Origin of the sequence: Brevibacillus choshinensis (assembly GCF_001420695.1) — a bacterium.
Lineage (GTDB): Bacteria > Bacillota > Bacilli > Brevibacillales > Brevibacillaceae > Brevibacillus > Brevibacillus choshinensis.
The window spans coordinates 1,652,387-1,675,920 of sequence record NZ_LJJB01000010.1 but is presented as its reverse complement, the minus strand read 5'-3'; the positions used below and the strand labels follow the sequence as shown (position 1 = coordinate 1,675,920).

The window sequence follows — 23,534 nt, the reverse complement described above, 5'->3', positions numbered from 1 at the left end:
ACCCGACCTTACTCAGGTATGAAAAGGTAAGTATGAAGTCATCGATATGGCCAAAGTCAGGTCGGAGTGTTCATGGATCAACGATGAGAAGAAGAGAAGCATCCTATTGCAACAGCAGTCAGGGTGCTTTTTCCTTTAACGTGTAGGAATTTATAAGCGCTATTACTTATGAATTCCGGAGCGCATGACGATACTTTAGCGTCCGCTTCTGGCATCACTTCGGTAAAACTTTCCGCTTAATCGCGGTCGCTCATCAATGAACAGGCCTCGGTAGAGGTTTTCTTAACTTGAAATGCGTTGGTCTTCCTGTGAAGGGATGTAGTACTTTTCCAAAGTCTTCGCTGCACCTGTCCATGTCGAGAGTTTCGCTAGCAGGCCAAATATTGCTTTTTGTAGGAAAAGTGGTAGGTAAGGGACATAAAAAGCGCCCATTTCAAAGAGTGTGCCCAAGAGCAAAATATTTTTCGGGAGATATTGCTTCAGGAGCGGCATGTAAAAGCTTCTTCCATCGGTATCCAATCCATATCCGCAGCGGACGAATGCTTCGAATTGACCGGCTGGCCTGATTTCTACGTTAAAGCTGACCATTTCCTTGGTGTTATTATGAAAGTAGTGTCTCTTGTCGAGCGGAGCAACGGCTTTATCTCCTTTTTGCAAGGTGATCGTTTTTCCATCAACTGTAAGATCTAAATTGCCACTAACACCTTCAAAGCTTTCCACAAGTTCTGTATGATAGTGTAAGAAGATTCCAATATTGGATGGTAGGTCTGTTCGGAATAACAGGTATTCCCCATTCGTTTCCTCGGTGGTTTTTAAGAAAGTGACACTTTCCCCGTTATGGGGATTTCCAACGGTACGACTTAAATTTGACATGGCTGTCCTCCCATTAGTTATTTCGATATATGGTGTTTTATGTCAGAATATAGTTTAAATATAGATGATTCGAAAGCCATGAACAATAGATAAGACCAAAGGCCTATCAAAATGGAGTGAAAAGAATGAGCGGCAAGTTATTGGTGCCTGGGTACAGGATTACGGAATTCGTCTCAAACCATGTAAATATGGGTGTCTACCGCGCATTCAGAATCGTAGACAATCTGCCTGTTATCATCAAGACTCAGCAAAAGGGAATCCCTCGCAACGACTCGATATGGAAGCTGAAGCACGAATATCGAATCCTGGAGTCTATTCAATCCGAGGCAGTCGAAGCGATCGTAGAACTCGTCCACAATGATCGAGAGACGTTGCTGATTACGGAAGATCACGGTGGCTTGCCACTCTCCCTTCTGATGAAAATGCGAGAGTTGTCGATTCGGGAGATTCTCACGATCGCGCTGGGTGTCGCTCACGCCATGAAGAAAGTCCATCAGAGTCGCGTCGTCCATAAAGACATCAATCCTGCAAATATATTGGTTCACCCAGATACCTTTGACGTTAAGCTCATTAACTTTGGGTTGTCTACCCGACTCTATCAAGAGTACCAAAGCGCCATGAACCCGAAAGAATGGCAAGGGAATTTGCGCTACGTGTCCCCCGAACAGACAGGAAGAATGAACCGGACAGTCGATTATCGTTCTGATTTCTATTCGTTTGGGATCAGCCTGTACGAGATGCTGACGGGGAGACCTCCGTTTCTCTCGACGGATGCCTTGGAGCTTGTCCATGCGCATATGGCACGAAAGCCCGTTCCACCGAATCAGAGTCACCCGTCCATTCCTGCTGTTTTATCCGATCTAGTGTTGAAGTGCTTGTCGAAAAACGTAGAGGATCGTTATCTGAGCAGCTCAGGACTGATTGCCGATCTGGAAAAATGTCTGGATCTGCTACAAGTGGATGGGTCTATCAACCCGTTTCCTTTGGGTATACAGGATCGAACCAACCAGCTGCATATTTCGGAAAAGCTGTATGGACGAGAGCAGGAATTGGTCCTCTTGACCGAGTCGTTCGAGCAAATCAGTAATGGCGCTACCCGGCTTGTCATGCTCAGCGGAAACGCGGGAGTGGGTAAATCAGCTCTAGTCCGAGAGGCTCAGAAAGCGTTCCTGCAAGGGAAAGGGCGCTTTATTTCGGGGAAGTTTGATCAGTACAAACAGAGCGTGCCTTACTCGGCTATTCTGTTGGCCTTTCAAGATTTGATCCGACAAATTCTCACGGGCAATGAACGAGAGCTACACATGTGGAGCGAAACGATCCTGGAGGCTTTGCAGGGGTTGGGTCAGGTCATTGTGGATGTGATTCCGCAATTGGAGATGATCATCGGCAAACAGCCTGTTGTTCCCGAGCTGCCCGCCACAGAAGCCAAAAATCGTTTTCAAATGGTCATGCAGCGGTTTGTGCGCATCTGGGCAAAGCCAGAGCATCCGCTCGTATTGTTTCTGGACGACCTGCAATGGGCCGACCCTTCTTCGCTGTTCCTAATTCAGGAAATGATCAGTGATCTCCAAGTGAGTCATTTCTTGCTTCTGTGTGCATATCGCGAGCAGGAAGGCAGTCTGATGAATCCTCTCATGAGCGCGTTGATTGAGCTGGGCAGCCAAAATCGAATCCTTCGGCAAATTTCCTTACACCCGTTGGAAGTCGATGAAATTGCTCAATTGCTGGCAGATACCATTCAGGCTGTACCGGAGTCCACCCAGCCTCTGGCGCTCATTGTGCACAGGAAAACGGCGGGGAATCCCTTCTTTACCCGACAGTTTTTAAAATCACTGTATGACAAGGGTTTGATGAAGTACGTAACGGATCCAGGCGATTGGATCTGGAGTCTGGAAGAAATCGAGAAGCTGGACACTGCGGACAATGTCGCGGATTTTCTGGTCGAACGGATGCGATTGCTACCCATGCTGACACAAAAACTGTTGGCTTATGCAGCATGCTTGGGCAATCACTTCTATTTGCATATGGTAGCCAAAGCTCGAAATCAAAAGGAATCCGAAACGATCCGCCACATATGGCCAGCAGTTGAGGAAGGCTTGCTGTATCCATTGGAGGGCGACAGCTATTTGGCTTATGCGGCGTTGGAGGAAGAAGATGCTGCTATTCATATGAAGGTTCACTTCACGTTCTTGCACGACCGGATTCAGCAAGCAGCTTATTCCCTGTTGTCTGAGGTGGAGCGAGAGATGGTTCACCTGAAGCTGGGGAGAATGATGCGTGAGCTGACTCATTCCTACGAATCGGAACTCCTCTTTGAGATTTGCAATCATATGTATCAAGGTGCGGAACTAATCGATGATCATACAGAGAGAATGCACGTGGGACACTGCCATTTGCTCGCTGGTCAGCGGGCCAAGCTGTCGACGGCTTTTGACGCCGCTCTGCGGTTTTTCCGGCAGGGGACAGAAGTGCTTCGGGAAGAAGGCTGGGAGCTGAATCGCCAACTGGCCGTGGAGCTCTACACCATGAGGGCAGAAGCCGAGTATTTGTGCAACAACTTTGACACGGCCGAATCATTGTTTGCACTTGTCAAGCAATACGCGCAAACCAATGCAGAGCAGGTGCGGATCCTCGAAATTCAGGTGCACATGTACACGAGTCTGGCAAAATTCCCGCTCGTCGTTGATATTGCCAACCAAGCCTTGCAACTGCTGGGTGTCTCGATTCCAAACAAACCAGGGAAGCTGGACATCATCAAGGAAATGTGGCAAATCAAGCGGAAACTAAAGGGACGAAAAGCAGATGAGCTGCTCTACATGCCTAATGTTCCGGATGAAAACTACAGAATGGCCATGAATATTATCAGCTACGCAGGCCCCTCTTCGTACTTTGTCGATATGAACTGGTTTGCCCTGACGATCCTGCGAGTCCTTCATCTCTCTCTCGTGCATGGCAATGATGTGGCCTCTGCGAATGGATATACCGGGTATGGAATTGTACAGGCTGCCCAGTTTGGCAAGTATCAGGAAGGATATGACTATGGCTTGCTGGCGTGCAGTGTTGCGGATAGTTTTCACGACCCGATCGCAATGACCAAAGCGTACGGTGCATTCGCGATTATGATCAACCACTGGCGCGATCATGCCAAAACCAACATTCCGTTGCTGAAAAAAGCGATCCAGCATGGCTTGGAGAGCGGTGGAAACATCTATGTCGCCTACAACGCTCACGGACTGCTGGAAGCCATGCTGTACTGCGGCTCCCCCATCGATGAGTTACGTCAACAGATCGGGCTCTATGCCGATCTCATCCGCCAGCTCAAGGTGGTCGATCATGATGACCGACTCTTGCTTTTAAAGCAAGCCCTGCACTGTTTTACGAGAACGGAAGCAGGCGATCCAACGGCATTTTGTGAAGAGAACTTTGATGAGGAAGCATACGTCAAGGGATTGCAAACAGATGGCACCAACTACAAACGATACATGTATCACTACTACAAATCGATGGTGCACTTTCTATTTGGGAACTACCGAGAAGCTGCAGAAATGACCACTGAAGCAGAGCAATGGATGGAAACAGTCAGTGGACAGATATTGGTTAGCGAGCACGTCTTTATTCAGACATTGGCTTTGACGGGACTTTATCCGCAAGCAAGCTGGGCAGACAAGCGGAAATACGCTAAGAAAATCAAATCAAATCTATCAAAGATGAAAAAGTGGGCCACGCACTGTGTGGAAAACTTCCATCATAAATATTTGCTGATGCGAGCAGAGTGGATACGAGTGTCGGGAGATCCCCAAGCGGCTACTCCCTTCTACGAACAAGCCATTCAGTCTGCTAAAAAATACGGATTTTTGCAAAAGGAAGCCATCGCATACGAGTTGGCTGCCAAGCATTATTTGAGCATGGGCATGGAAACCGTTTCTACGTTCTACCTATCAGAAGCTCATTTTGGATATATGCAGTGGGGAGCAGTAGCCAAAGCTCAGGCCATCGAAGCGCAAAACCATTTTTCCACGGAACGGATCGGCAGTCATCAGGCAATTACGGACATCACCGTCACGGGACACACCCCAGACATGGTCGATCTTATGACGGTCATCAAGGCATCCCAGATGATTGCAAGCGAAATCAAGCTGGATAAACTACTGGCAACGATGCTGCGTACCGTCATGAGCAATGCTGGAGCACAGCGCGGGTTCATCATCCTGAAAAATGAAAGTGAATGGTTCATCGAAGCGGCAGGCAGCATCGATGAGGATATCGAAATCCTGCAGTCCATTCCGTATGAACAGGGAAGTCTTCTCTCCGTAGCTACGGTAAATTACGTGATGCGTACAGAAGAGATATTGGTCCTTCACGAAGCCTACGTAGAAGCGATCTTTTTCAAGGATCCTTACATTACGAAAAACATGCCGAAGTCGATTTTGTGTGCGCCGCTGTGGCAGCAAGGGAAGATGGTAGGTGTGGTGTATTTGGAGAATAACGAGTCCACGCATGTATTCAATGAAGGACGGACAGAGCTATTACGTTTGCTGTTCTCCCAAATCGCGACCTTCATCGAAAATGCCCGGTTGTACCATCAGCTGGAGCAGTGGAATCAGTCGTTGGAAAAAATCGTAGCAGAGCGGACGGACAAGATCGAAACGCTGCTACGTGCTAATAAAAACTTGTTGAATAATGCGGGGCAGGGCTTCTTATCGTTTTGCAGGAACTTGCTTATCCATTCGGAGTACAGTCAGGAGTGCGTCCGAATGTTTGGCAGAGAGCTGGCTGGTTTGAGCATCCCAGAACTGCTGTATCCGGATAGCAAGGAAGATCAGGTCTTTATCGAGTCACTGTTGAACAAGTATTTCGAGCTGGAAAACGGAGCACAACGAGAGCTATATCTCAGTTTGTTTCCAACGGAGATCATGGTGAATCACCTGCCATTGAAGGTAGAATGCAAACCGATCGACGAGGGAAGCGGGGAATATTCAGGCGGATTGATGCTGATCCTGACAGACTTGAGTGAGCAGCGAGCATTGGAAAACAAGGTGGAGCAAGAATGGCAAAGTCTGAAGATGGTAGTTACAGTAGCCATCAGCCTTGATCTGTTTGAAACTGTCTTGCAAAGCTTTAGGTCCTTTGTCACGTCAGAATGGAAACATATCTGGGCAGAAAAAGGAGAAGGGGCAGAAAAGCTCTACCAATTAATTAGCCGTCTTCACCAATTTAAAGGCGACTTTAGTCAATTCTATTTGATTCATACACCAGCACAGCTGCATGAAATGGAGTCCATTCTGGTCCATTTGGCGAAAAACAAGGTCATTGCTCCTGACGTGGAGAGGGAGATCCAGAGCGGTATCGACTCCATTTGTTCGGCCATTCAGCAGGATTTGGAAATCGTGAAACAACAGCTGGGAACCGATTTCCTAGAGAAGAAGGAGAAGGCGGTATCCTTCTCCAAGGATCGGTGGAATGCTTTTTCTGGTCAACTGACCACGTATTTGCAGGGGGAAGGGCAGGAGCATTTGCTGCATGAATTTTCTCGTCTGCGCAATCGTCCGTTCACAGAGCTCTTGTCCCGATATGACGAATATATGGCGAAAGTGTCTGCTCGTTTGGACAAACGGATCTATCCGCTGCAGATCGATGCAGAGGATGTCTGGGTGGATCCACAACGATTTGGAAACTTCGTAAGCTGTCTGGTTCACGTGTTTAGCAATGCGCTGGATCATGGAATTGAGGATGAAGTAGAGCGTGTGGCGCAACAAAAAGAGCGGTGGGGGACCATACGTTGCCAGATTAAACAGGAAGGCTCGATGTTACACTTGACCATTTCCGATGATGGCAAGGGAGTCGATCTGGAACGCCTCAAAATGGTAGGACAGGAAAAAGGCTGGGATGATACCAAGAGTGAACAGGAATGGCTCAATGAGCTGTTTAAAGAGGATGTAAGTACGAAGATAGAAGTGGCCAGCGAGCTATCAGGCAGAGGAGTCGGCTTGTCGATTGTAAAACGGGAGGTCGAGCGTTTAGGGGGTACGGTGGATATCAGTACGCAGAAAGGGAAAGGCACTCGCTTTCACTTTCGCATTCCACTGAAAGAAGAAGAGAGCTACTTGCGGCATGTATAAGAGAGGGCCCTTCCCGAGTTTCAGATAAGGGCATTTTCGATGGCAACTAGTAGCTTCTCCTCGTTTATTGGTTTAATGATGTAGTGCGTGGCACCCGCTTTCACTGCTTCAAAAACGAGGGGCTTCAGACCGTGTGTACTCACCATAATGATTTTCGCTTCAGGAAATCGGCTAATAATCACTTTTACGGCCTCGATCCCGTTCATATCTGGCATGTTAATATCCATGGTTACCAGATCCGGCTGATAGGCGATATACTTTTGAAATGCTTCGGTTCCTCTGGTTGCTTCTGCGATAACCTGATGTCCAGCTCGTTCCAATATTACCTTCAAGTATTCTCGAACGACTACGGAGTCATCAGCAATAAGTATACGAGCCATAATACCTCCTGGAGTGTCTAGCCAAAGAGTGGAATAAACCTCTCTAACAATAACATTGGCAGGAAAAACGCCGCAAGAGGATTGTCAGAAAAAACAAGCAGACATAAATTTCGTGTAAAGATACGTCACAAACTCTACAAACGGTTTGGCGAAGGGTGTAAAATGGCGCTACATATGCCATATGAAAGGTGACATCATGGACGCCCAAACTGTAAAGGTACAGAGCGGTGAGGAGACAAAAAGGATCAGTCTGTTCTCCCTCACCTGGCCCATTTTTCTGGAGTTATTTTTGTTTACTCTCATTGGAATTACAGACACCTTCATGCTCAGCGGTGTGTCCGATGAGGCTGTATCGGCAGTCGGTGCAGCGAATCAGTTTGTTTTTATTGCGATTCTTGTTCTGGAAGTAATCGGCCACGGTGCGTCGATCGTGGTAGCGCAGTATATTGGCTCGCGAAAGCTGGATGAGGCGGCGAAGATCGGGGCCATTGCCATAACCCTAAACCTCATGATCGGGATTTTGATCAGTATTGGATTTTTACTACTTGGAAGTGCCCTGCTCTCCACGATGAATCTGCAGGGAGAAATCCTCAAACTGGCGCAGTCGTACACGGCGATTGTCGGGGGAGGATTGTTTTTACAAGCGATCATCAATACGCTCGCAAGTATGATCCGCACGTATGGCTATACCCGAGAAAGTATGCTGATCTCGCTAGGAATCAATATCGTGCATGTGGTGGGTAACTATTTGCTGATCTTTGGAAATGGGGGCTTCCCTGAGCTCGGTGTAGAAGGAGCGGCCATTTCGACTGTCTTTAGCAGAGGTCTGGGCCTGATCGTCTTTTTCTGGGCCTATTACCGACTCATCGAGTACAAAGTCGAACTCAAGGATTACGTGACGATCACCAAATCATATGTCAGTAAAATTTGCAGCGTAGGAATTCCTTCTGCCTTTGAACAAATTACGTACAACGGATGTCAGGCCATCTTCTTGTACTACGTCACCTTTTTGGGGGCCGCCGCACTTGCTTCCAGGCAATACGTGCTCAACATCTCCATGTTTATTTACCTGTTTAGCCTGGCGATCGGGATGGGGACGGCTATCATCACCGGGCGCTTGGTGGGGGCAGGCAGACAGGAGGAAGCGTACCAGCGAGTCTGGGTAAGCTTGCGCTGGGGATTTCTCTGCACCGTAATCATCAATATTGTCGTGATTGTATTCAGAGAGCCGATTATGGGACTGTTCACCAACGACCCGGACATTCTCCGGATCAGTACGCAGGTGATCCTGTTGAGCATTTTCTTGGAAACAGGACGCGTGTTCAACATTATTTTGATCAACTCGTTACGGGCAGCCGGTGATGCCAAATTCCCCGTATATATGGGGTTGATTTCGATGGTGGGAGTGAGTCTGCCACTGGGCTATGTCTTGGCGTTCCATGCCAATCTTGGTTTGGCTGGAGTCTGGCTGGCAGTCGCTGCGGACGAATGGATTCGAGCAGTCGTGATGTTTTTCCGCTGGCGTAGTCGAGCTTGGGAGCGTAAAAGTCTGGTTGATCCATCTTAAATAGCGTATGAAGGAACAAAGGCCGTTACCTTGGCGAAGGTAGCGGCTCTTTTTGCTGCAGCTCTTGTGTATGGCGATTCGGAAATTGCAGTTCGTACAGCTGCTGGTAGCGCCCTTGATGACGAATCAGCTCCTCGTGCGTCCCGGTTTCGATGATCGATCCTTTTTCCAGCACGACGATCTGATCGGCTTGTTGGATCGTGGACAATCGATGAGCAATCACGAGGCAGGTGCGCCCAGCCAAGAGCTGGGATAGGGCGTGTTGAATCAATTGCTCGGACTCGGTATCGAGCGCGGCAGTGGCTTCGTCGAGGATAATCAAACGGGGATTCTTCAGAATGGCCCGCGCTATGGACAGGCGCTGTTTTTGACCCCCGGACAGTTTGACTCCGCGCTCCCCAACAGGAGACTGGTAGCCTTCGGGGAATGCTTGGATAAATTCATGGGCGTTTGCCGCTCTAGCAGCCTCTTCTACTTCCTGATCAGTGGCATCCGGTTTTCCATAAGCGATGTTGTCGCGAATCGTTCCGTTCAACAAAACGATATCCTGTGAGACAATGCCGAGCTGTCCACGCAAAGAGGTGATTTGAACATCTTTTATATCGATGCCATCCACTAATAAAGTGCCTCGCGAAGGATCGTAGAAACGGGAGAGCAAATGAGCCACGGTCGATTTGCCAGCGCCAGATGAACCTACCAAAGCGGTCATAGTACCTGGAGCGATGGTCAAATGAAAATCTCGCAGAACAGGAACATCAGACTGGTAGGCGAAATCAACGTGTCGATACTCAACCGAACCTTGAATGATAGGTAGAGGGCGGGCATTTTCTTTCTCCGTAATGCTCGGCTTGGTGTCGAGAATCTCCTCGATCCGTTCATATGCCGCTGCGGACTGTTGGATCATGTTCATCATCCGGCTCAGCTGGCGCACAGGATTTTGGAGCAGTCGCAGATAGGCCAAAAAGGCGACGATAGCTCCGATAGACAGTTCTCCCGACATGACCTGCCAAGCGCCAAACAAGAGAACGGCAGCCATCCCTACGTAATTTAACAGATCAATAGTGGGAGCAAATATGGCCGTGAATCGATTGGCTGTGATGCTGGCCTGCATGTTACGCGAGGTGCGATTCGTGAATCGCTCGGCCTCGTAAGATTCGCTGGCGTACGCTTTCATGAGGCGAATACCGGACAGATTTTCTTGCAGGTGGTTGTTGACCTCTGCGGATGATTCCTGTACGGCTCTAAAAGAGGAACGCATCCGCCTGCCGACCTTTCGCGTGAACAGAAAGAGAAGAGGAAAGGTAGCCAGCATGAGCAGAGTTAACTGTGGATCGATATACAGCATGTAAATGGCGATGGCGAAGAAGGTGACCAATTCCGTGACCATTTGCAGCATGCCTGAGGAGACGAGCTGTTGCAGGATACTGACATCGCCAGTGATACGAGACATGAGATCCCCTGTACGCGTCTTGTCAAAGAAAGCCATGTCCTGCATCTGAATATGCCGATACAATTCATTTCGCAAGCGATTAATGGTATGTAGACCTACGTACGACAACAGGTAGCTGCTTACATAGGTAAACAAGCTGAGGAGAAGGGCAGCAGCCACAATTCCCACTGCGATCCAGGGCAGTTGATCATAACGCTTTCCGGGAATGGCATGGTCGATCGTAAAAGCGGTCAGCTGTGGAATCGCAAACTCGAGCAGAGAGATCGCGATGATGGCTACCATCGCTCCGATCATGGTTTTCCATTTTTCCCGAGAGTGGATCAGCAAGCGTTTGTACATATTCCAGATGGAACGACGAGAGGGGTTCACCTCTGCGGCATACCGTAAAGGGTTCGGGTTCGATCTCATTTTTCTTCGACCTCTTCAAAGTGCCCCGCCAGCTTTCCACGTACCTTTTTGAGGAAATAGCTCAGTCGAGCCATCTTGGTTGGATCCTGGAGCGATTCACGGTGCAAGCGGTTCAGCACTTCGACGAGCTCATTCAGATCTTGTTCCAATTCGTCTTCTCGAACGAGCATCTCACGGGTATGGTCATGAAAGGACTCCAGAGGTTTCTCCACCGGTCGTTCCTGTAAGAAGGAGCTCCCCGCCTCGGTAATGGCATACGTCTTCTTTCCGTCAATTTCTGTTGCCTGGACCAGATCACGATCTTCGAGCATTTGCAGGGTAGGGTAAATGGATCCTGGGCTTGGCGTGTACAAGCCACCCGATTTTTCCTCGAGCCCTTTCATCATTTGATAACCATGCATCGGTTCTTTTGATAAAAGCTCCAGCAATGCATATTTGACATCGCCACGCCCAAAAAACCGTTTTCCTCGTCCGCCCCCACGGCCTCCACCACCGTGTCGATAGTAGTTGTGTTCGCTGTTTTCCCAGAATGGATTCGAATCGAAATCAACAGAAAGCCCTTTTCTTCTAAGGTTTTTCGCATCAAGATGTTTACGCAATAGAGTCCCTCCCGACGAATACGATATATCGCTTAAAAAGTAAACGATATATCGTATTGTGTCAAGAATGAATCGTCGAAAGAGTAGAAGAAAAAGAAATTAGGCGACTAACAAAAAAATGCTTTAATACGCAATAAAGAAATGCTAATATAACAAATGAAGATGTAATTGAGAATGAATCTCTTTATTACTGAGAATCAATATCTGTAGGTTCAATATCAGAAAAAGCTCTGGATGGGGAAAAGTAGGGAAAACGATGAAGAAGAGATATTTAGTTGTAGCACTCATCCTGCTGTCGATAGCTTCCTTGTTTATCGGTGTGAAAGACATTTCTCCTCTGGAGCTGTTCGATCTCACGGAAGAAAAGACACAGGTGATGTGGATCAGTAGAATCCCACGATTGATCAGTATCATTATCGCGGGTGTCAGCATGAGTATCGTCGGTCTGATCATGCAGCAATTGACACGTAATAAGTTCGTATCACCCACAACAGCCGGTACAGAAGATTCTGTCCGTTTTGGGATATTAGTTTCCTTGATGCTGTTCACCGATGCGAGTCCGTGGCTGAAGCTGCTCGTGGCCTTCGTGTTTGCACTACTGGGAACGTTCATCTTTATGAAGATTCTCGACAAGATCAAGTACAAAGACTCCATTTTTATTCCGTTGGTGGGTCTGATGTTTGGTAATATCGTCGGTTCGATTACGATGTTTTTTGCCTACAAATATGAGCTCATTCGGAATATGACAGCCTGGCTGCATGGGGACTTTTCCTCCGTCATGAAAGGGAGCTACGAGCTACTCTACATCAGCATTCCTCTCGTTATCATTGCGTACTTGTTCGCGAACAAGTTCACCATCGCTGGGATGGGCGAGGAATTCGCGATTAACTTGGGGTTGAATTATAAACAAGTGGTCAATATCGGTCTCATTATCGTGGCAATGGTATCTTCTCTCGTCATTCTCACGGTAGGCACGATTCCGTTCCTAGGATTGATCATCCCAAATATCGTCACGCTGTACTTGGGGGATAACCTGAAAAAGAGCTTGTCACACACGGCTTTACTTGGGGCTGTTTTCGTTCTGTGCTGCGACATCTTAGGTCGCCTCATTATCTTCCCTTACGAAATTTCCATCGGTCTGATGGTCGGCGTCGTCGGCAGCGCGATATTCATTTTCTTACTTATGAGAAGAAAGGCGTATGACCGATGAAAGCGAAATTTGTTGGCCTGACGATTGTTGCCATTGTGTTGATAGCCATATTCATGATGATCGATGCCGGTGGAAACTGGGATTACGTTCTCCCACGGAGATTGAAAAAGATTCTGGCAATCGTATTGACTGGTAGTGTGATTGCTTTTTCCACACTGGTGTTCCAGACCATTACAAACAACCGGATCTTAACTCCAAGCATTATCGGATTGGATTCCTTGTACATGTTCATTCAGACGCTCGTTATCTTTGCTCTTGGCTCGACCACCAGTCTGACGTTCATGAACAAAAATGTGAACTTCCTCATTTCAGTAGGGTTGATGGTCCTGTTTGCAGGTCTGCTATATAAATGGTTGTTTAAAAGGGAAGGGCAAAATATATACTTCCTGTTGTTAATTGGATTGATCTTCGGGACCTTGTTCAACAGTCTCTCAACCTTCTTGCAGTTGCTAATTGATCCCAATGAGTTTTTGAGAGTGCAAGATAAAATGTTTGCGAGCTTTAATAATGTAAATACCGATTTGCTAATCATTAGCTTTGTGTTAGTGATTGTTGTGGGGATTTACTTCTGGAGGTATGTGAAGTACCTCGATGTATTGTCGCTGGGGAGAGATCAGGCGATCAATCTAGGAGTTAATTACGATTTTGTCGTAAAGCGTTTCTTGATTATCATCGCCATTCTCGTTTCGATCGCGACGGCTTTGGTCGGTCCGATCACGTTCCTCGGGCTGCTGGTCGCCAACGTGGCGCATCAATTCATGAAGACGTATCAGCACAAGCATCTGATTGTTGGCTCGGCTCTGATCAGCATTATCGCGCTGGTGGGCGGGCTGCTGATTGTAGAACGGGTATTCACGTTCTCCACAACCTTGAGTGTCATCGTCAACTTCATTGGTGGAGTTTACTTCATCTATCTTCTGTTAAAGGAGAATAAATCATGGTAGAAATCCGGAATGTCTCAAAACAGTATGGCAGCAAAAATGTCGTGGAAAATGTGTCGTTGAACATCGCCAAAGGGAAAATCACGTCATTTATCGGGCCAAACGGGGCTGGAAAAAGCACCCTACTGTCCATGATCAGCCGTCTCTTGACGAAGGATCAGGGAGAGATACTTTTGGAAGGAACCGAAATTGGTCAGTGCAAAAGCAGTGATCTGGCCAAAAAGATATCGATTCTCAAACAGTCGAACCATATTACCATTCGTCTGACGATCCGTGAGCTGGTCAGCTTTGGCCGTTTTCCGTATTCGCAGGGGAATCTCACCAAAGAAGATTGGAAGCATGTTGATGATGCCATCCGTTACATGGAGCTGGAGGACATTCAGCACAAGTATCTGGATCAGCTTAGTGGTGGACAAAGACAGCGCGCTTATATCGCGATGGTTGTCGCGCAGAATACGGAGTACATACTGCTCGATGAGCCTCTCAATAATCTGGACATGAAGCATTCCGTTCAGATCATGAAGGTATTGAGACGTCTTGTAGACGAAATGGGGAAAACCGTGGTCATTGTGATTCACGACATTAACTTTGCGTCTTGCTACTCGGACTATATCGTCGCATTGAAAGACGGCAAGGTCGTCAAGGAAGGTACGACGAACGAAATCATCAGTGCACAGACCCTGAAAGACGTGTACGACATGGATATCCAAATTGAGGATATCGATGAAAACAAAATCTGTGTGTACTATGCCTGATTTTGTTTTTTCTTTTACTTGAGAATGAGAATCTTTTTCTTTTGTTAAAATTATTATGATGGTTTCGTCCATCAGTAATTTTAGATAAAACCCAAATTTACGTAGAGGTGATAGAAGTGAACAAGAAATGGATGATGGTTTTCATGGCGGTGCTACTAGCATTAGTTATAGCTGCGTGCGGTTCAAATAGCGCGACTCCTGCTCCTGCACAGACTCCAGCAGCTTCCACAGATGCTACAAAAGCTCCTGAGGCTGCGAAGGAATCAGAAGAAGTAACCATCAAGCATAAACTGGGCGAAGCAAAACTGAAGAAAAATCCGCAAACCGTCGTAGCCTTCGACTATGGTGTTCTGGACTCATTGGATAAGCTGGGGATTGAAGTCACTGGTGTAGCACAATCCAATCTGCCTCCATACTTGGAGAAATTCAAAGATGCAAAATATAAAAACATCGGTAGCCTGAAAGAGCCGGACTTCGAGAAAATTAACGCGATGAAGCCAGACGTGATTTTCATTTCCGGCCGTCAACAAGATGCTTATGAAGAACTGAACAAAATCGCTCCAACAATCTTTATGGGCGTAGATACTTCGAAATACATGGATTCCTTTACTACTAACATGAAATCCTTGGGTACAATCTTTGGAAAAGAAGCGCAAGTCGAAGAAGAAATGGGTAAAATCAATGACTCCATCAAAGCTCTGACTGATAAAACAACCACGAATGGTAAAAATGCTCTGATCGTTATGACGAGCGAAGGGAAACTGAGCGCATTCGGGCCAGGCTCCCGTTTCGGTATCCTGCATGATGTATTCGGATTCACTCCAGTAGATTCGAACCTGGAAGTTTCTACTCACGGCCAAAGCATTTCCTCTGAATTCGTAGTAGAGAAAGACCCTGACTACCTGTTTGTAGTCGATGGTGGCATTGTTTCCAAAAACAAAGATGCAGCAGTCTCTGCAAAACAAACGATTGAAAACGACCTGATCAAAAATACAAAAGCATTTAAAAATGGCAACATCATTTATTTGGATGCTAACTACTGGTACCTCTCCGGTGGCGGACTCGTGTCCACCTCCAGCATGGCAAATGAAGTATTGGCTGACCTGAAATAAACAAGGTAGCTAGGATACGAGACCATTCTCAAGAGATCATCTTGGGGATGGTCTTTTCTTATGTGGAGGGGCGAGGGGACAAATGTTTTTTCGGGACCCAGTAAGCTACTGTGACAATCTTTTCGATGAAGATTTATGAGGGGAAATTGGCTCGATAAAATGGAAAGCTGTTCAGGAAAAAGGAGAAAAAAGCGGAGGTCTTTGGGGCACAGCCGAGGTAGAGTGGAAAAAGAGGAACACGCCCCCGCGTCCAACTTGAGCTACTCCTAGAGAAGGCTGCTTTTGGACGCCGTTCCGCTTTTGGAAAGGAGCCGTGCAGGGATGTCCCCAATACAAGTGACCCTATGAACCGCAGCTTTTTTCTTCTTTTTCCGTCCCTCCACAAGAGTTCGACAAAAAAGCCAACCCGCTCACAAATTTCTGTGATCGAATTGGCTTTGCTTTGTAAATAACAGTCTTAGCTCTGATACGTGACGTAAGCGAGAATGCCTTCCTCGTCGTCCAGTACCAGCTCGATACCCGCAGAATACGGATTGCGCTGCATCTGTGTCTCCAGGTAGAATCGGATGGCTTCAATGAGATTAACCTCGATGAAGACCTGTTTTCTACCCATGGTGTAGACCTCAGCCGAAAAGCCGTACTCCTCGTCCCACATCAGTTCAACCTCAACCTCGTTCGGTTGAATTTGTTTCTTGCTCGCCACATGCAGGCAGATGGCGTTGATCAGAATTTGTTCGTCAAACTTTATCTTTTCCATGTGTTCAATTCCTGTTTCTTCTGGCGTTGCGTCTTAAAGTAAACGAAGACTTTGCGGATCAAGACAATCACGGCGACAATCGCCAGCATGTTGATCAGGAAGCCAAAGATTGCGCCCAGTGCGCCCATGTTACCGAACAGTCCGCCGAACAACATACCTGCCAGACCACCAACCAAGAGACCTTTCATGAAGCCGCCGCTTTTACTTGGAGCAGCAGTTGCAGGTGTGTTGGTAGGCGTGGTTGTGCTTTTATTCGTCGAAGCATTTACATTCGAATCACCTTTAGTCGGTGTTTGCGTATTCGTTGGAGCCGTATTGGTATTGGAATTAAAGGATTTTTTTCCGGATTTGTAGCCTTTTGCGTCCGCGTGATCGATATATCCGCCAGAAGCGAAAACGAGTGTTACGGCAACCAAAAGCATGAGCAGTTTTTTCATGTTATTGTAGTAGCCCCTCTCTTAGATATGACCCTATGGACATAAGTGTACACTAATATTGCGTTGATTTCCACCAAACATTCCGTGAACAATATGGAAGAATAATCGTTACAGGAAATGTTAATCCAAGATTTTGCCCGGATTTAAGATGTTGTTGGGATCGAACTGTTGCTTAATCAGCTTCATCCAAGGCAGAGTGTCAGGATGCTCTTTCTGGAGATATTTCTTTTTCCCGATCCCAATGCCGTGTTCTCCTGTGCAGGTGCCTCCTTTTTTCAGGGCGTATTCGACGATCTTGGCATTGACCTCTTCCGCGAGCTGTACTTCGGCCGGATCCTGTTTGTTGAACATGAGGGTGGAGTGGAAGTTGCCATCTCCTACGTGGCCCAAGACACCGCCAGCCAAGCCGCTTTGATCAATGACCTCACGTGTGTACACGACAGCTTCCGTTAATTCCGAGAGAGGCAGGCATACATCTGTGAGCATCATTTCTTTCCCAGGGTAACCGTGTTTGAAGGCGTAGGCGAGATTGTGGCGTGCCTCCCATAGTTTTGCCCTTTTCTTGGAATCTGTTTCAACCAAAAAATCGACGCAGTCATTTTCCTGGAGCAGCTCTCGTGCAAAAGACACGTCGTGAGCCAGTCCGGACTCGTTGCCGTGGAATTCGAGGAAAAGGGTAGGCTGTTCCAAGTAGTCTGTTTCGCTGTGCAAATTGACTTGTCGGATCGAGGCGCTATCGACCAGCTCCACTCGCGCAATAGCGATCCCGGCTGCGAGCAAGGACATGGCTCCATCGACTGCAGCCTTTACGGTAGGGAAGGTCGCGCGGCCAGCGATCACCGTCTCAGGAATTCCGTACACCTTGAGTGTGATTTCCGTAAATGCGCCGAGTGTCCCTTCTGAACCAACAAACAAGCCGGTGAGATGATAGCCCGAGGACGATTTGGCAGAAAGGCCACCCGTATGAATAATGGATCCGTCAGCCATCACGACTTCGAGGTCCCGCACTTGGCTACGCATGATGCCGTAGCTCACGCTGGTAGTTCCACTCGCATTGGTAGCCGTCATCCCTCCGATGGTAGCGTCTGCACCTGGATCGACTGGGAAAAAGAGGCCGTGTTTTTTCAACGCAACATTCAGCTGGGTACGGGTGACTCCAGGCTGGACGCGCACCAGGAAATCCTCCGGTCGCACCTCGATAATCTGATTCATTTGCTGAAAATCGATGGAGATGCCTCCTTGCAAAGGAATACAGTGACCTTCCAGACTGGAGCCAACCCCAAAAGGAACGACAGGGATAGAGCGCTCGTTGGCATATTTCAAAATGGCCGAAACCTCTTCTTTGGTGATGGGGAAAACGACGACGTCGGGCAGAACGGGAGTATGATGGGACTCGTCCTTGCTGTGCTGATGGAGCATGGTTTCGTTTGTAGTAGCACGGTCGTCTGCTGTGATCTTTTTCAAATCCTCAAGTAACGTCTCGGGGATACTGCTCATGATAGAATGCCTCCATTTCATCGATTCATTTCTCTATTACGATAGTACAAGAACCCCTAACTGTATGACAGTTAGAGGTTCGAAGTGTTTACGCACTCTTTTTCAGTTTTCTCGCAGCCCAGTTGCCAAGCGATTGAATCAGTTGGACCAGAACGACGAGGATAATGACCGTGATGACCATCACTTCGATATCCCACTGCTGATAACCGTAACGCAGGGCGAGGTCACCCAAGCCTCCCGCACCTACCGCACCTGCCATCGCAGTCGCACCGATCAAGCCGATGGTAGCGATCGTCAAGCAAAGTACGATACCAGGACGCGCTTCACGAAGCATGATGCGGAAAATGATCTGCGAGCGGGAAGCACCCATCGCTTGATACGCCTCGATCACACCTCGGTCCACGTCGAGCAGGGCTGTTTCCATCAAACGAGAAATGTAAGGAGCCGTATACACGATCAATGGGACGATCGCGCCCTCGATCCCGATGGATGTGCCGACGATCAGCTCTGTAAAAGGAATGATTGCCACCATCAAGATGATAAAGGGCAAGGAGCGGACCACGTTGATGAAGGTATTCAAGATGTGGTAGATCCACTTATTCGGAAACAGGTGGTTGCCTTGTGTAATCACGAGAAGGATCCCGAGCGGAATACCAATCAAGGTAGCGATGAACAAGGAGAAACCAACCATGATGACTGTTTCTTGCAACGACTGTCCAAAGACAGGAATCATTTCTGTTAATCGATCCATTATCGGGTTCCCCCCTCTCGTGACACAATCTCTACGTTGTATACCGATTCCCGCAAGAATTCTATGCCTGTTTGTACGTCTTTTTCCTCACCGGAAATGTGCAAGAGCAAGATGCCGAGTGCCGTTCCTTTGATGGAGGTAATAGAGCCGTACAACAGGTTGGTACTGACCGGAAAACGAGCCGACAAGGTACCAAGGACGGGATCGAGAGCGGCGTCTCCACGGAAAGCGACTCGGAGAATTTTAGAAGCAGGCCCCGTTTGCTTGATTTTGGACAAAATCTCCTGCGGCACATCGTCGTCAAAAATCGTCTTGATGAAATTACGAGTCGTTTGCTGCTGGGGATTGCTGAAAATATCGAGAACAGTTCCCTGTTCGATGACCACACCGTTTTCCATGATGGCTACGTTGTCGCAGATTTTTTTGATGACCTGCATTTCGTGCGTAATCAGCACGATGGTCAAATTGAACTTCCGGTTGATGTCCAGCAGCAGCTCCAGGATGGAGTCTGTCGTCTGTGGATCGAGAGCAGAGGTGGCTTCATCGCACAAAAGAATCTCCGGATCAGTGGCGAGGGCGCGGGCAATACCGACGCGCTGTTTTTGTCCACCAGATAGTTGAGAAGGATAGGAGTTTGCTTTGTCTTCGAGGCCAACCAATCGCAATAGATCTTCTACCTTCTGCTTGATTACATCTTTGGGTACCCGGTTCATTCGCAAAATCTCGGCTACGTTGTCAAAGACGTTGTAGGAGGACAAGAGGTTAAAGTGCTGAAAGATAATCCCGATTTTTTTGCGCGCATTGCGCAAATCCTTTTCTTTCAACGAAAGCATATCCTGACCGTTGACTACGACGGAGCCGCTGGACGGCTTTTCGAGCAGGTTGATCGTGCGAAGCAGGGTACTTTTCCCTGCTCCACTAAAGCCGATCACGCCGAAAATCTGACCTTTCTCCACGTTCAGTGTTACGCCCTTCAAGGCTTGAACCTGTTTGTTTCCCACCGTATACGACTTATGGATATCGGTTAGCTGTATCATCTCTCCAGTCTCCTTGTTGTTCGATAGTTAGTGTAGCTTACCAGGATGGGAGCACAGCTCCTTCAAAGTGTTCGTCGATGAATTTTTTCACTTCTTCGGAACGGTAAATCTCAACCAGTTTTTTCAGAGCTGGATTGTCTTTGTTTGCTTCGTTTGCAGCCAAGATATTTACATAGGGAGAATCAGACGTCTCAGAGAAGATGGAATCTTTTTTCGGATTGTAGCCAGCTTCCATCGCAAAGTTGGTGTTGATCGAAGCGAGTTCTACGTTGTTCAAGGAGCGCGCCAGGAAAGCAGCTTCCAGTTCTTTGAATTCCAGTTTTTTCGGGTTTTCTACGATATCGAGTGGAGTCGCTGCATTACCAACGCCGTCCTTGAGCTTGATCAAACCAGCAGCTTGATACAGCAGCAGTGCTCGAGCGCGGTTGGTAGGATCGTTTTGGATTCCCACTACACCGCCTTCAGCGACTTCTTCCACTTTCTTGTGTTTGGTGGAATAGAGACCCATTGGGAAGGTAACTGTTTTGCCAATCTCGACAATTTTGGTTTTGTGGTCTACGTTGAATTTGTCCAGGAAGGGAATGGTTTGGAAGCTGTTCGCATCCAGATTTCCTTTATCGAGAGCTTGGTTTGGTTGTACGTAGTCATTGAATACGACAACTTCTACTTCCAGGCCTTGCGTTTTTGCTACTTCTTTTACTTTGTTCAGAATTTCTTCGTGAGGTCCGGCAGTTACGCCCACTTTCACTTTGGTTTGTTCAGCTGCAGCGCCACCAGCTGCTGGAGCAGCCTCTTGTTTCCCGCCGCAAGCAGTCAGCAAGGATGCAGCGAGCAGTAGTGTGCTAAGCAAAATTCCCGTCTTTTTCATGATGAATCTCTCCCCTTTTGTATAATGAGTGTTTATGTTTTGAAAAATGAAAACCGTAAGAACAAATAAAAAACCTCTTCCCGGAAGAAGAGGTCGTTAACTGGCGTGGTGGGTCAGTCGCTGAGTCCTCTCTTATCTTCCGGGATTTCTCCCGCTGGATTTGGCACCATACCGTGTTTTGGTAGGTTGCCGAGGCTTCATAGGGCCAGTCCCTCCGCCTCTCTTTATAAGAGATTGTGATATGAAGTTGAATAACAAGTAATTCTTATTTGGATAGTTGGATTATAGCTTGCATTTTTAAGAGTGTCAAATGTTATTCGTGGACTTTTTATTTTATGACACGTCATGCCGTGGTGGTAGGGAGAAGCAGGTTTCCGATCTTCGCTCCGCCTGGAAACCTGCTTCTCCTGCGAGCCGTTGCGGTTTCTAGTTACCTGGTATAAGAAGTTCAAAGGATCAAAAGCTCAATTTCCCAATCGTTGTACTTCGAAGGACATGGGTGAATCAAGAGAAGAACGAACGAAGTAGTCAAATATGTCCGCTTGACGTATCACGGGAACAATTGAAAAGGGGAACCAAGCTGTCGTTCTTCGTAGGCATTGTCCCACGTAGGGAATTACAAAGAAACTTCCTGTGAGACTTACAAGAAAAGGCACGTGGATGACCCATAGTTGGGCTGAGGAAAAAGGGGAAATAAGCGGAAGAGCTTTGGAACACTAACTGAGGCGCAATGGAAAAAACGAAACACGCTTGTAAGCGTCCACCTCTGATTAAGCTCCTAGAGACGGCTACTTTGGACGCGGTTTCGTTTTTTTTCCATGTAGCCGGACAGGGATGCCCCCCTGCAGGTGTTCCTATGAAGCAGGAGCGTTTTCCCCTTTTTGCTCCCCTCCACTACAGTCTGATCGAGTGGAAATGTACATCCAGTGTTTTTTCTGTGTTCTGAATATTGGTAAATTGATCAAAATACGAATGATTACTTGATTGAGACGTTTATCATATGTATAATGAGAAAAAATCAATAAGCCTGATACTTACTCTCGTAGGTGATGTCATGACAATACAGGACACAAACGAAAGCAGAAAAAAGCTGTCTGCGATCTACAACGAGATAGCTAAGGAGTTGTTCGGCTTTGGGACAACTTTACTGAGAGTAACTATCGAAAATAATACCATCACCTTCTATGCCAAGCATCGGCGCTCACCGCGTTCGGCTGCATTGGAAGGAGAGGCTCCTGCTCTAAAGCTCGAGGTTGACTTCCGAATGTCGCTTCTTTATAAGAAGAAGTTACGTGAACGTTTAGAAGAAGAGATGAATCTCGATATGGAAGCAGTATTGAGGGATTATGACGCTGCCACACAGCTGGCGATCACGAACGTCATTTTGGCTGAACCACAATCGAATACCTGACGAAGTCGTTCGGATTTTCCCTTTGGATCTATCTAAAGGGGAGACCGATGGCCACGTGAAACGGGTGTCGCTATTCTTTGTTTACGAAGAAAAGTGCTCTTGTTTAGAATGAACGTTCTATTCAAGGGTACTTTTCTTTTCTTTTTTCTACCAATTTCTTCTATATAAAGGTGTGATGACGAATAGACCAATGAGGCAGATGGAAACAATCACTTCGACAGAAAAACAATAATGGAGGAATACAAGATGAAAAAGTGGTTAACGGGGGTTCTTTCCTTTTCGATGATTTCGATGGCTTTGGCTGGTTGTGGAAGCAGCGAACAACCAAAAGAGAATGCGGCTGGTGGAGCAGCAAAGGGTGATCCGCAAAAGCTGGTCATTTCCACATGGGGCTTTTCCGAGGATTTCTTCCGTAAAGAAGTGTACGAGCCATTTGAAAAAGAACACAACGTCAAAATCGTTCTGGAGATCGGGAACAATGCAGAGCGTTTGAATAAAATTCGCCAAGGTAGCTCCGACGTCGACCTGATTTATCTCTCTGATTACTATGCACAGCAAGGAATTGAGAGTGGCGCATTTGAAAAAATCGACCGCACTCGCATCCCGAACCTGAATGAAATTTATGACATCGCCAAAGCACCGCTGGGCGAAGAGTACGGTCCTGCCTATACCATTGGACAATTCGGGATTGCCTACAATCCGAATGTGATCAAAACCGAGATCAAAAGCTGGAAAGATCTATGGAGCCCTGAAGTCGCAGGCAAGCTGACGCTGCCAAACATCACTTCTACGACAGGCCCGATGATTTTGGACGCAGCTTCCCAAATGGCAGGCAGCAAAGAATTTAATGAAGACCAAGCTTTCGCCAAAATGAAAGAAGTTAACAAAGGCGTCGTGAAATACTACGACAAGACCTCTGAATATGTAAACATGTTTAGCCAGGAAGAGATCGCAGCTGGTCCGATCATGGAAATGTACTTCAAAGACATCCAAGCTGCTGTTCCAGAAGCAAAATTCGTGACACCTGAAGAGGGCGGCTACGCAGTCATGAATACCGTGAACATCGTGAAAGGCAGCAAGAACAAAGAGCTCGCAGAAGACTTCATCAACTGGCAATTGAGCAAGGATGTTCAAGAAAAAAGCGCAAAAGCAAAAGTAGATTCGCCTGTAAATACCGGCGTGAAGCTCACGGATGAAGAAGCAAAAGGTGTAACGTACGGTGAAGAAATCATCAACAAGCTGCACAAGCTGGACATGAAATTCGTAAATGAACATTCCAAAGCATGGATCGACCGTTGGAATCGCGAAATTACTCAGTAAACAACGGATGAAAGAGAGGACGAGGGTATTGGCGAAGCGATC

At 47.3% G+C, this 23,534-nt stretch carries 18 protein-coding genes and 1 riboswitch; of the genes, 8 read left to right on the top strand and 10 right to left on the bottom strand.

All coding sequences use genetic code 11. The annotated features are described in order from the left end of the window. Nucleotides 1–282: 282 nt before the first annotated feature. Nucleotides 283–873, bottom strand: coding sequence for a cupin domain-containing protein (locus tag AN963_RS17955; protein WP_055745893.1), 591 nt, complete (start codon nucleotides 871–873; stop codon nucleotides 283–285). A 125-nt stretch (nucleotides 874–998) separates the two neighbouring features. Here AN963_RS17955 and AN963_RS17950 point away from each other — a divergent pair, with 125 nt between their 5' ends. Further along, nucleotides 999–6,992, top strand: a complete 5,994-nt coding sequence (locus tag AN963_RS17950) for an AAA family ATPase (protein ID WP_055745892.1) — start codon at nucleotides 999–1,001, stop codon at nucleotides 6,990–6,992. A 20-nt stretch (nucleotides 6,993–7,012) separates the two neighbouring features. Here the strand turns inward: AN963_RS17950 and AN963_RS17945 are convergent, their stop codons facing one another. Next, entirely contained in the window at nucleotides 7,013–7,372 is a 360-nt protein-coding gene (locus AN963_RS17945; protein ID WP_055745891.1) for a response regulator, read from the bottom strand. 196 nt (nucleotides 7,373–7,568) lie between these two features. Between AN963_RS17945 and AN963_RS17940 the strand changes: the two genes are divergently transcribed. Beyond that, nucleotides 7,569–8,939 (top strand): MATE family efflux transporter, encoded by a 1,371-nt coding sequence (locus tag AN963_RS17940; RefSeq protein WP_055745890.1) that lies wholly within the window; start codon nucleotides 7,569–7,571, stop codon nucleotides 8,937–8,939. A 25-nt stretch (nucleotides 8,940–8,964) separates the two neighbouring features. On the opposite strand, the gene AN963_RS17935 is transcribed toward AN963_RS17940, so the two are convergent. Beyond that, nucleotides 8,965–10,797: an ABC transporter ATP-binding protein gene (locus tag AN963_RS17935; protein ID WP_055745889.1), complete on the bottom strand. Its 1,833-nt coding sequence runs from the start codon at nucleotides 10,795–10,797 to the stop codon at nucleotides 8,965–8,967. Further along, nucleotides 10,794–11,396 carry a PadR family transcriptional regulator gene (locus AN963_RS17930; RefSeq protein WP_055745888.1) on the bottom strand — a complete coding sequence of 201 codons (603 nt, stop codon included), beginning with the start codon at nucleotides 11,394–11,396 and terminating at the stop codon, nucleotides 10,794–10,796. Before AN963_RS17930 ends, AN963_RS17935 begins: the two co-directional genes overlap by 4 nt. 256 nt (nucleotides 11,397–11,652) lie before the next feature. Here AN963_RS17930 and AN963_RS17925 point away from each other — a divergent pair, with 256 nt between their 5' ends. From AN963_RS17925 to AN963_RS17910, 4 genes are all read left to right on the top strand, one after another. Further along, a complete protein-coding gene (locus AN963_RS17925; RefSeq protein ID WP_055745887.1) occupies nucleotides 11,653–12,606 on the top strand; it encodes an ABC transporter permease in 954 nt (317 codons plus the stop codon). Beyond that, entirely contained in the window at nucleotides 12,603–13,550 is a 948-nt protein-coding gene (locus AN963_RS17920; RefSeq protein ID WP_055745886.1) for an iron chelate uptake ABC transporter family permease subunit, read from the top strand. Before AN963_RS17925 ends, AN963_RS17920 begins: the two co-directional genes overlap by 4 nt. Beyond that, nucleotides 13,544–14,302 (top strand): iron ABC transporter ATP-binding protein, encoded by a 759-nt coding sequence (locus AN963_RS17915; protein ID WP_055745885.1) that lies wholly within the window; start codon nucleotides 13,544–13,546, stop codon nucleotides 14,300–14,302. Before AN963_RS17920 ends, AN963_RS17915 begins: the two co-directional genes overlap by 7 nt. 116 nt (nucleotides 14,303–14,418) lie before the next feature. Next, nucleotides 14,419–15,414 carry a siderophore ABC transporter substrate-binding protein gene (locus AN963_RS17910; protein WP_055745884.1) on the top strand — a complete coding sequence of 332 codons (996 nt, stop codon included), beginning with the start codon at nucleotides 14,419–14,421 and terminating at the stop codon, nucleotides 15,412–15,414. A 457-nt stretch (nucleotides 15,415–15,871) separates the two neighbouring features. On the opposite strand, the gene AN963_RS17905 is transcribed toward AN963_RS17910, so the two are convergent. The 6 genes from AN963_RS17905 to AN963_RS17880 form a co-directional block, all read right to left on the bottom strand. After that, complete coding sequence (locus AN963_RS17905) at nucleotides 15,872–16,171, bottom strand: YxcD family protein (RefSeq protein ID WP_055745883.1); 300 nt, start codon at nucleotides 16,169–16,171, stop codon at nucleotides 15,872–15,874. Continuing rightward, nucleotides 16,159–16,608, bottom strand: a complete 450-nt coding sequence (locus AN963_RS17900; protein WP_055745882.1) for a hypothetical protein — start codon at nucleotides 16,606–16,608, stop codon at nucleotides 16,159–16,161. The genes AN963_RS17905 and AN963_RS17900 overlap by 13 nt, the downstream gene beginning before the upstream one ends. 120 nt (nucleotides 16,609–16,728) lie before the next feature. Further along, on the bottom strand, nucleotides 16,729–18,105 hold the full coding sequence (locus tag AN963_RS17895) for an FAD-binding oxidoreductase (RefSeq protein ID WP_055745881.1): 1,377 nt from the start codon (nucleotides 18,103–18,105) through the stop codon (nucleotides 16,729–16,731). Between the two features lie 88 nt (nucleotides 18,106–18,193). Continuing rightward, nucleotides 18,194–18,856 (bottom strand): methionine ABC transporter permease, encoded by a 663-nt coding sequence (locus AN963_RS17890; RefSeq protein WP_055745880.1) that lies wholly within the window; start codon nucleotides 18,854–18,856, stop codon nucleotides 18,194–18,196. Beyond that, nucleotides 18,856–19,893, bottom strand: coding sequence for a methionine ABC transporter ATP-binding protein (locus tag AN963_RS17885; RefSeq protein ID WP_055745879.1), 1,038 nt, complete (start codon nucleotides 19,891–19,893; stop codon nucleotides 18,856–18,858). Before AN963_RS17885 ends, AN963_RS17890 begins: the two co-directional genes overlap by 1 nt. A gap of 37 nt (nucleotides 19,894–19,930) precedes the next feature. Continuing rightward, nucleotides 19,931–20,761, bottom strand: a complete 831-nt coding sequence (locus AN963_RS17880; protein WP_055745878.1) for a MetQ/NlpA family ABC transporter substrate-binding protein — start codon at nucleotides 20,759–20,761, stop codon at nucleotides 19,931–19,933. 129 nt (nucleotides 20,762–20,890) lie between these two features. Continuing rightward, nucleotides 20,891–20,994: riboswitch (SAM riboswitch) on the bottom strand. Nucleotides 20,995–21,815: 821 nt separating this feature from the next. Here AN963_RS17880 and AN963_RS17875 point away from each other — a divergent pair. Further along, entirely contained in the window at nucleotides 21,816–22,172 is a 357-nt protein-coding gene (locus AN963_RS17875) for a hypothetical protein (protein ID WP_055746358.1), read from the top strand. A gap of 246 nt (nucleotides 22,173–22,418) precedes the next feature. Further along, nucleotides 22,419–23,492: an ABC transporter substrate-binding protein gene (locus AN963_RS17870; protein ID WP_055745877.1), complete on the top strand. Its 1,074-nt coding sequence runs from the start codon at nucleotides 22,419–22,421 to the stop codon at nucleotides 23,490–23,492. Nucleotides 23,493–23,534 lie beyond the last annotated feature (42 nt).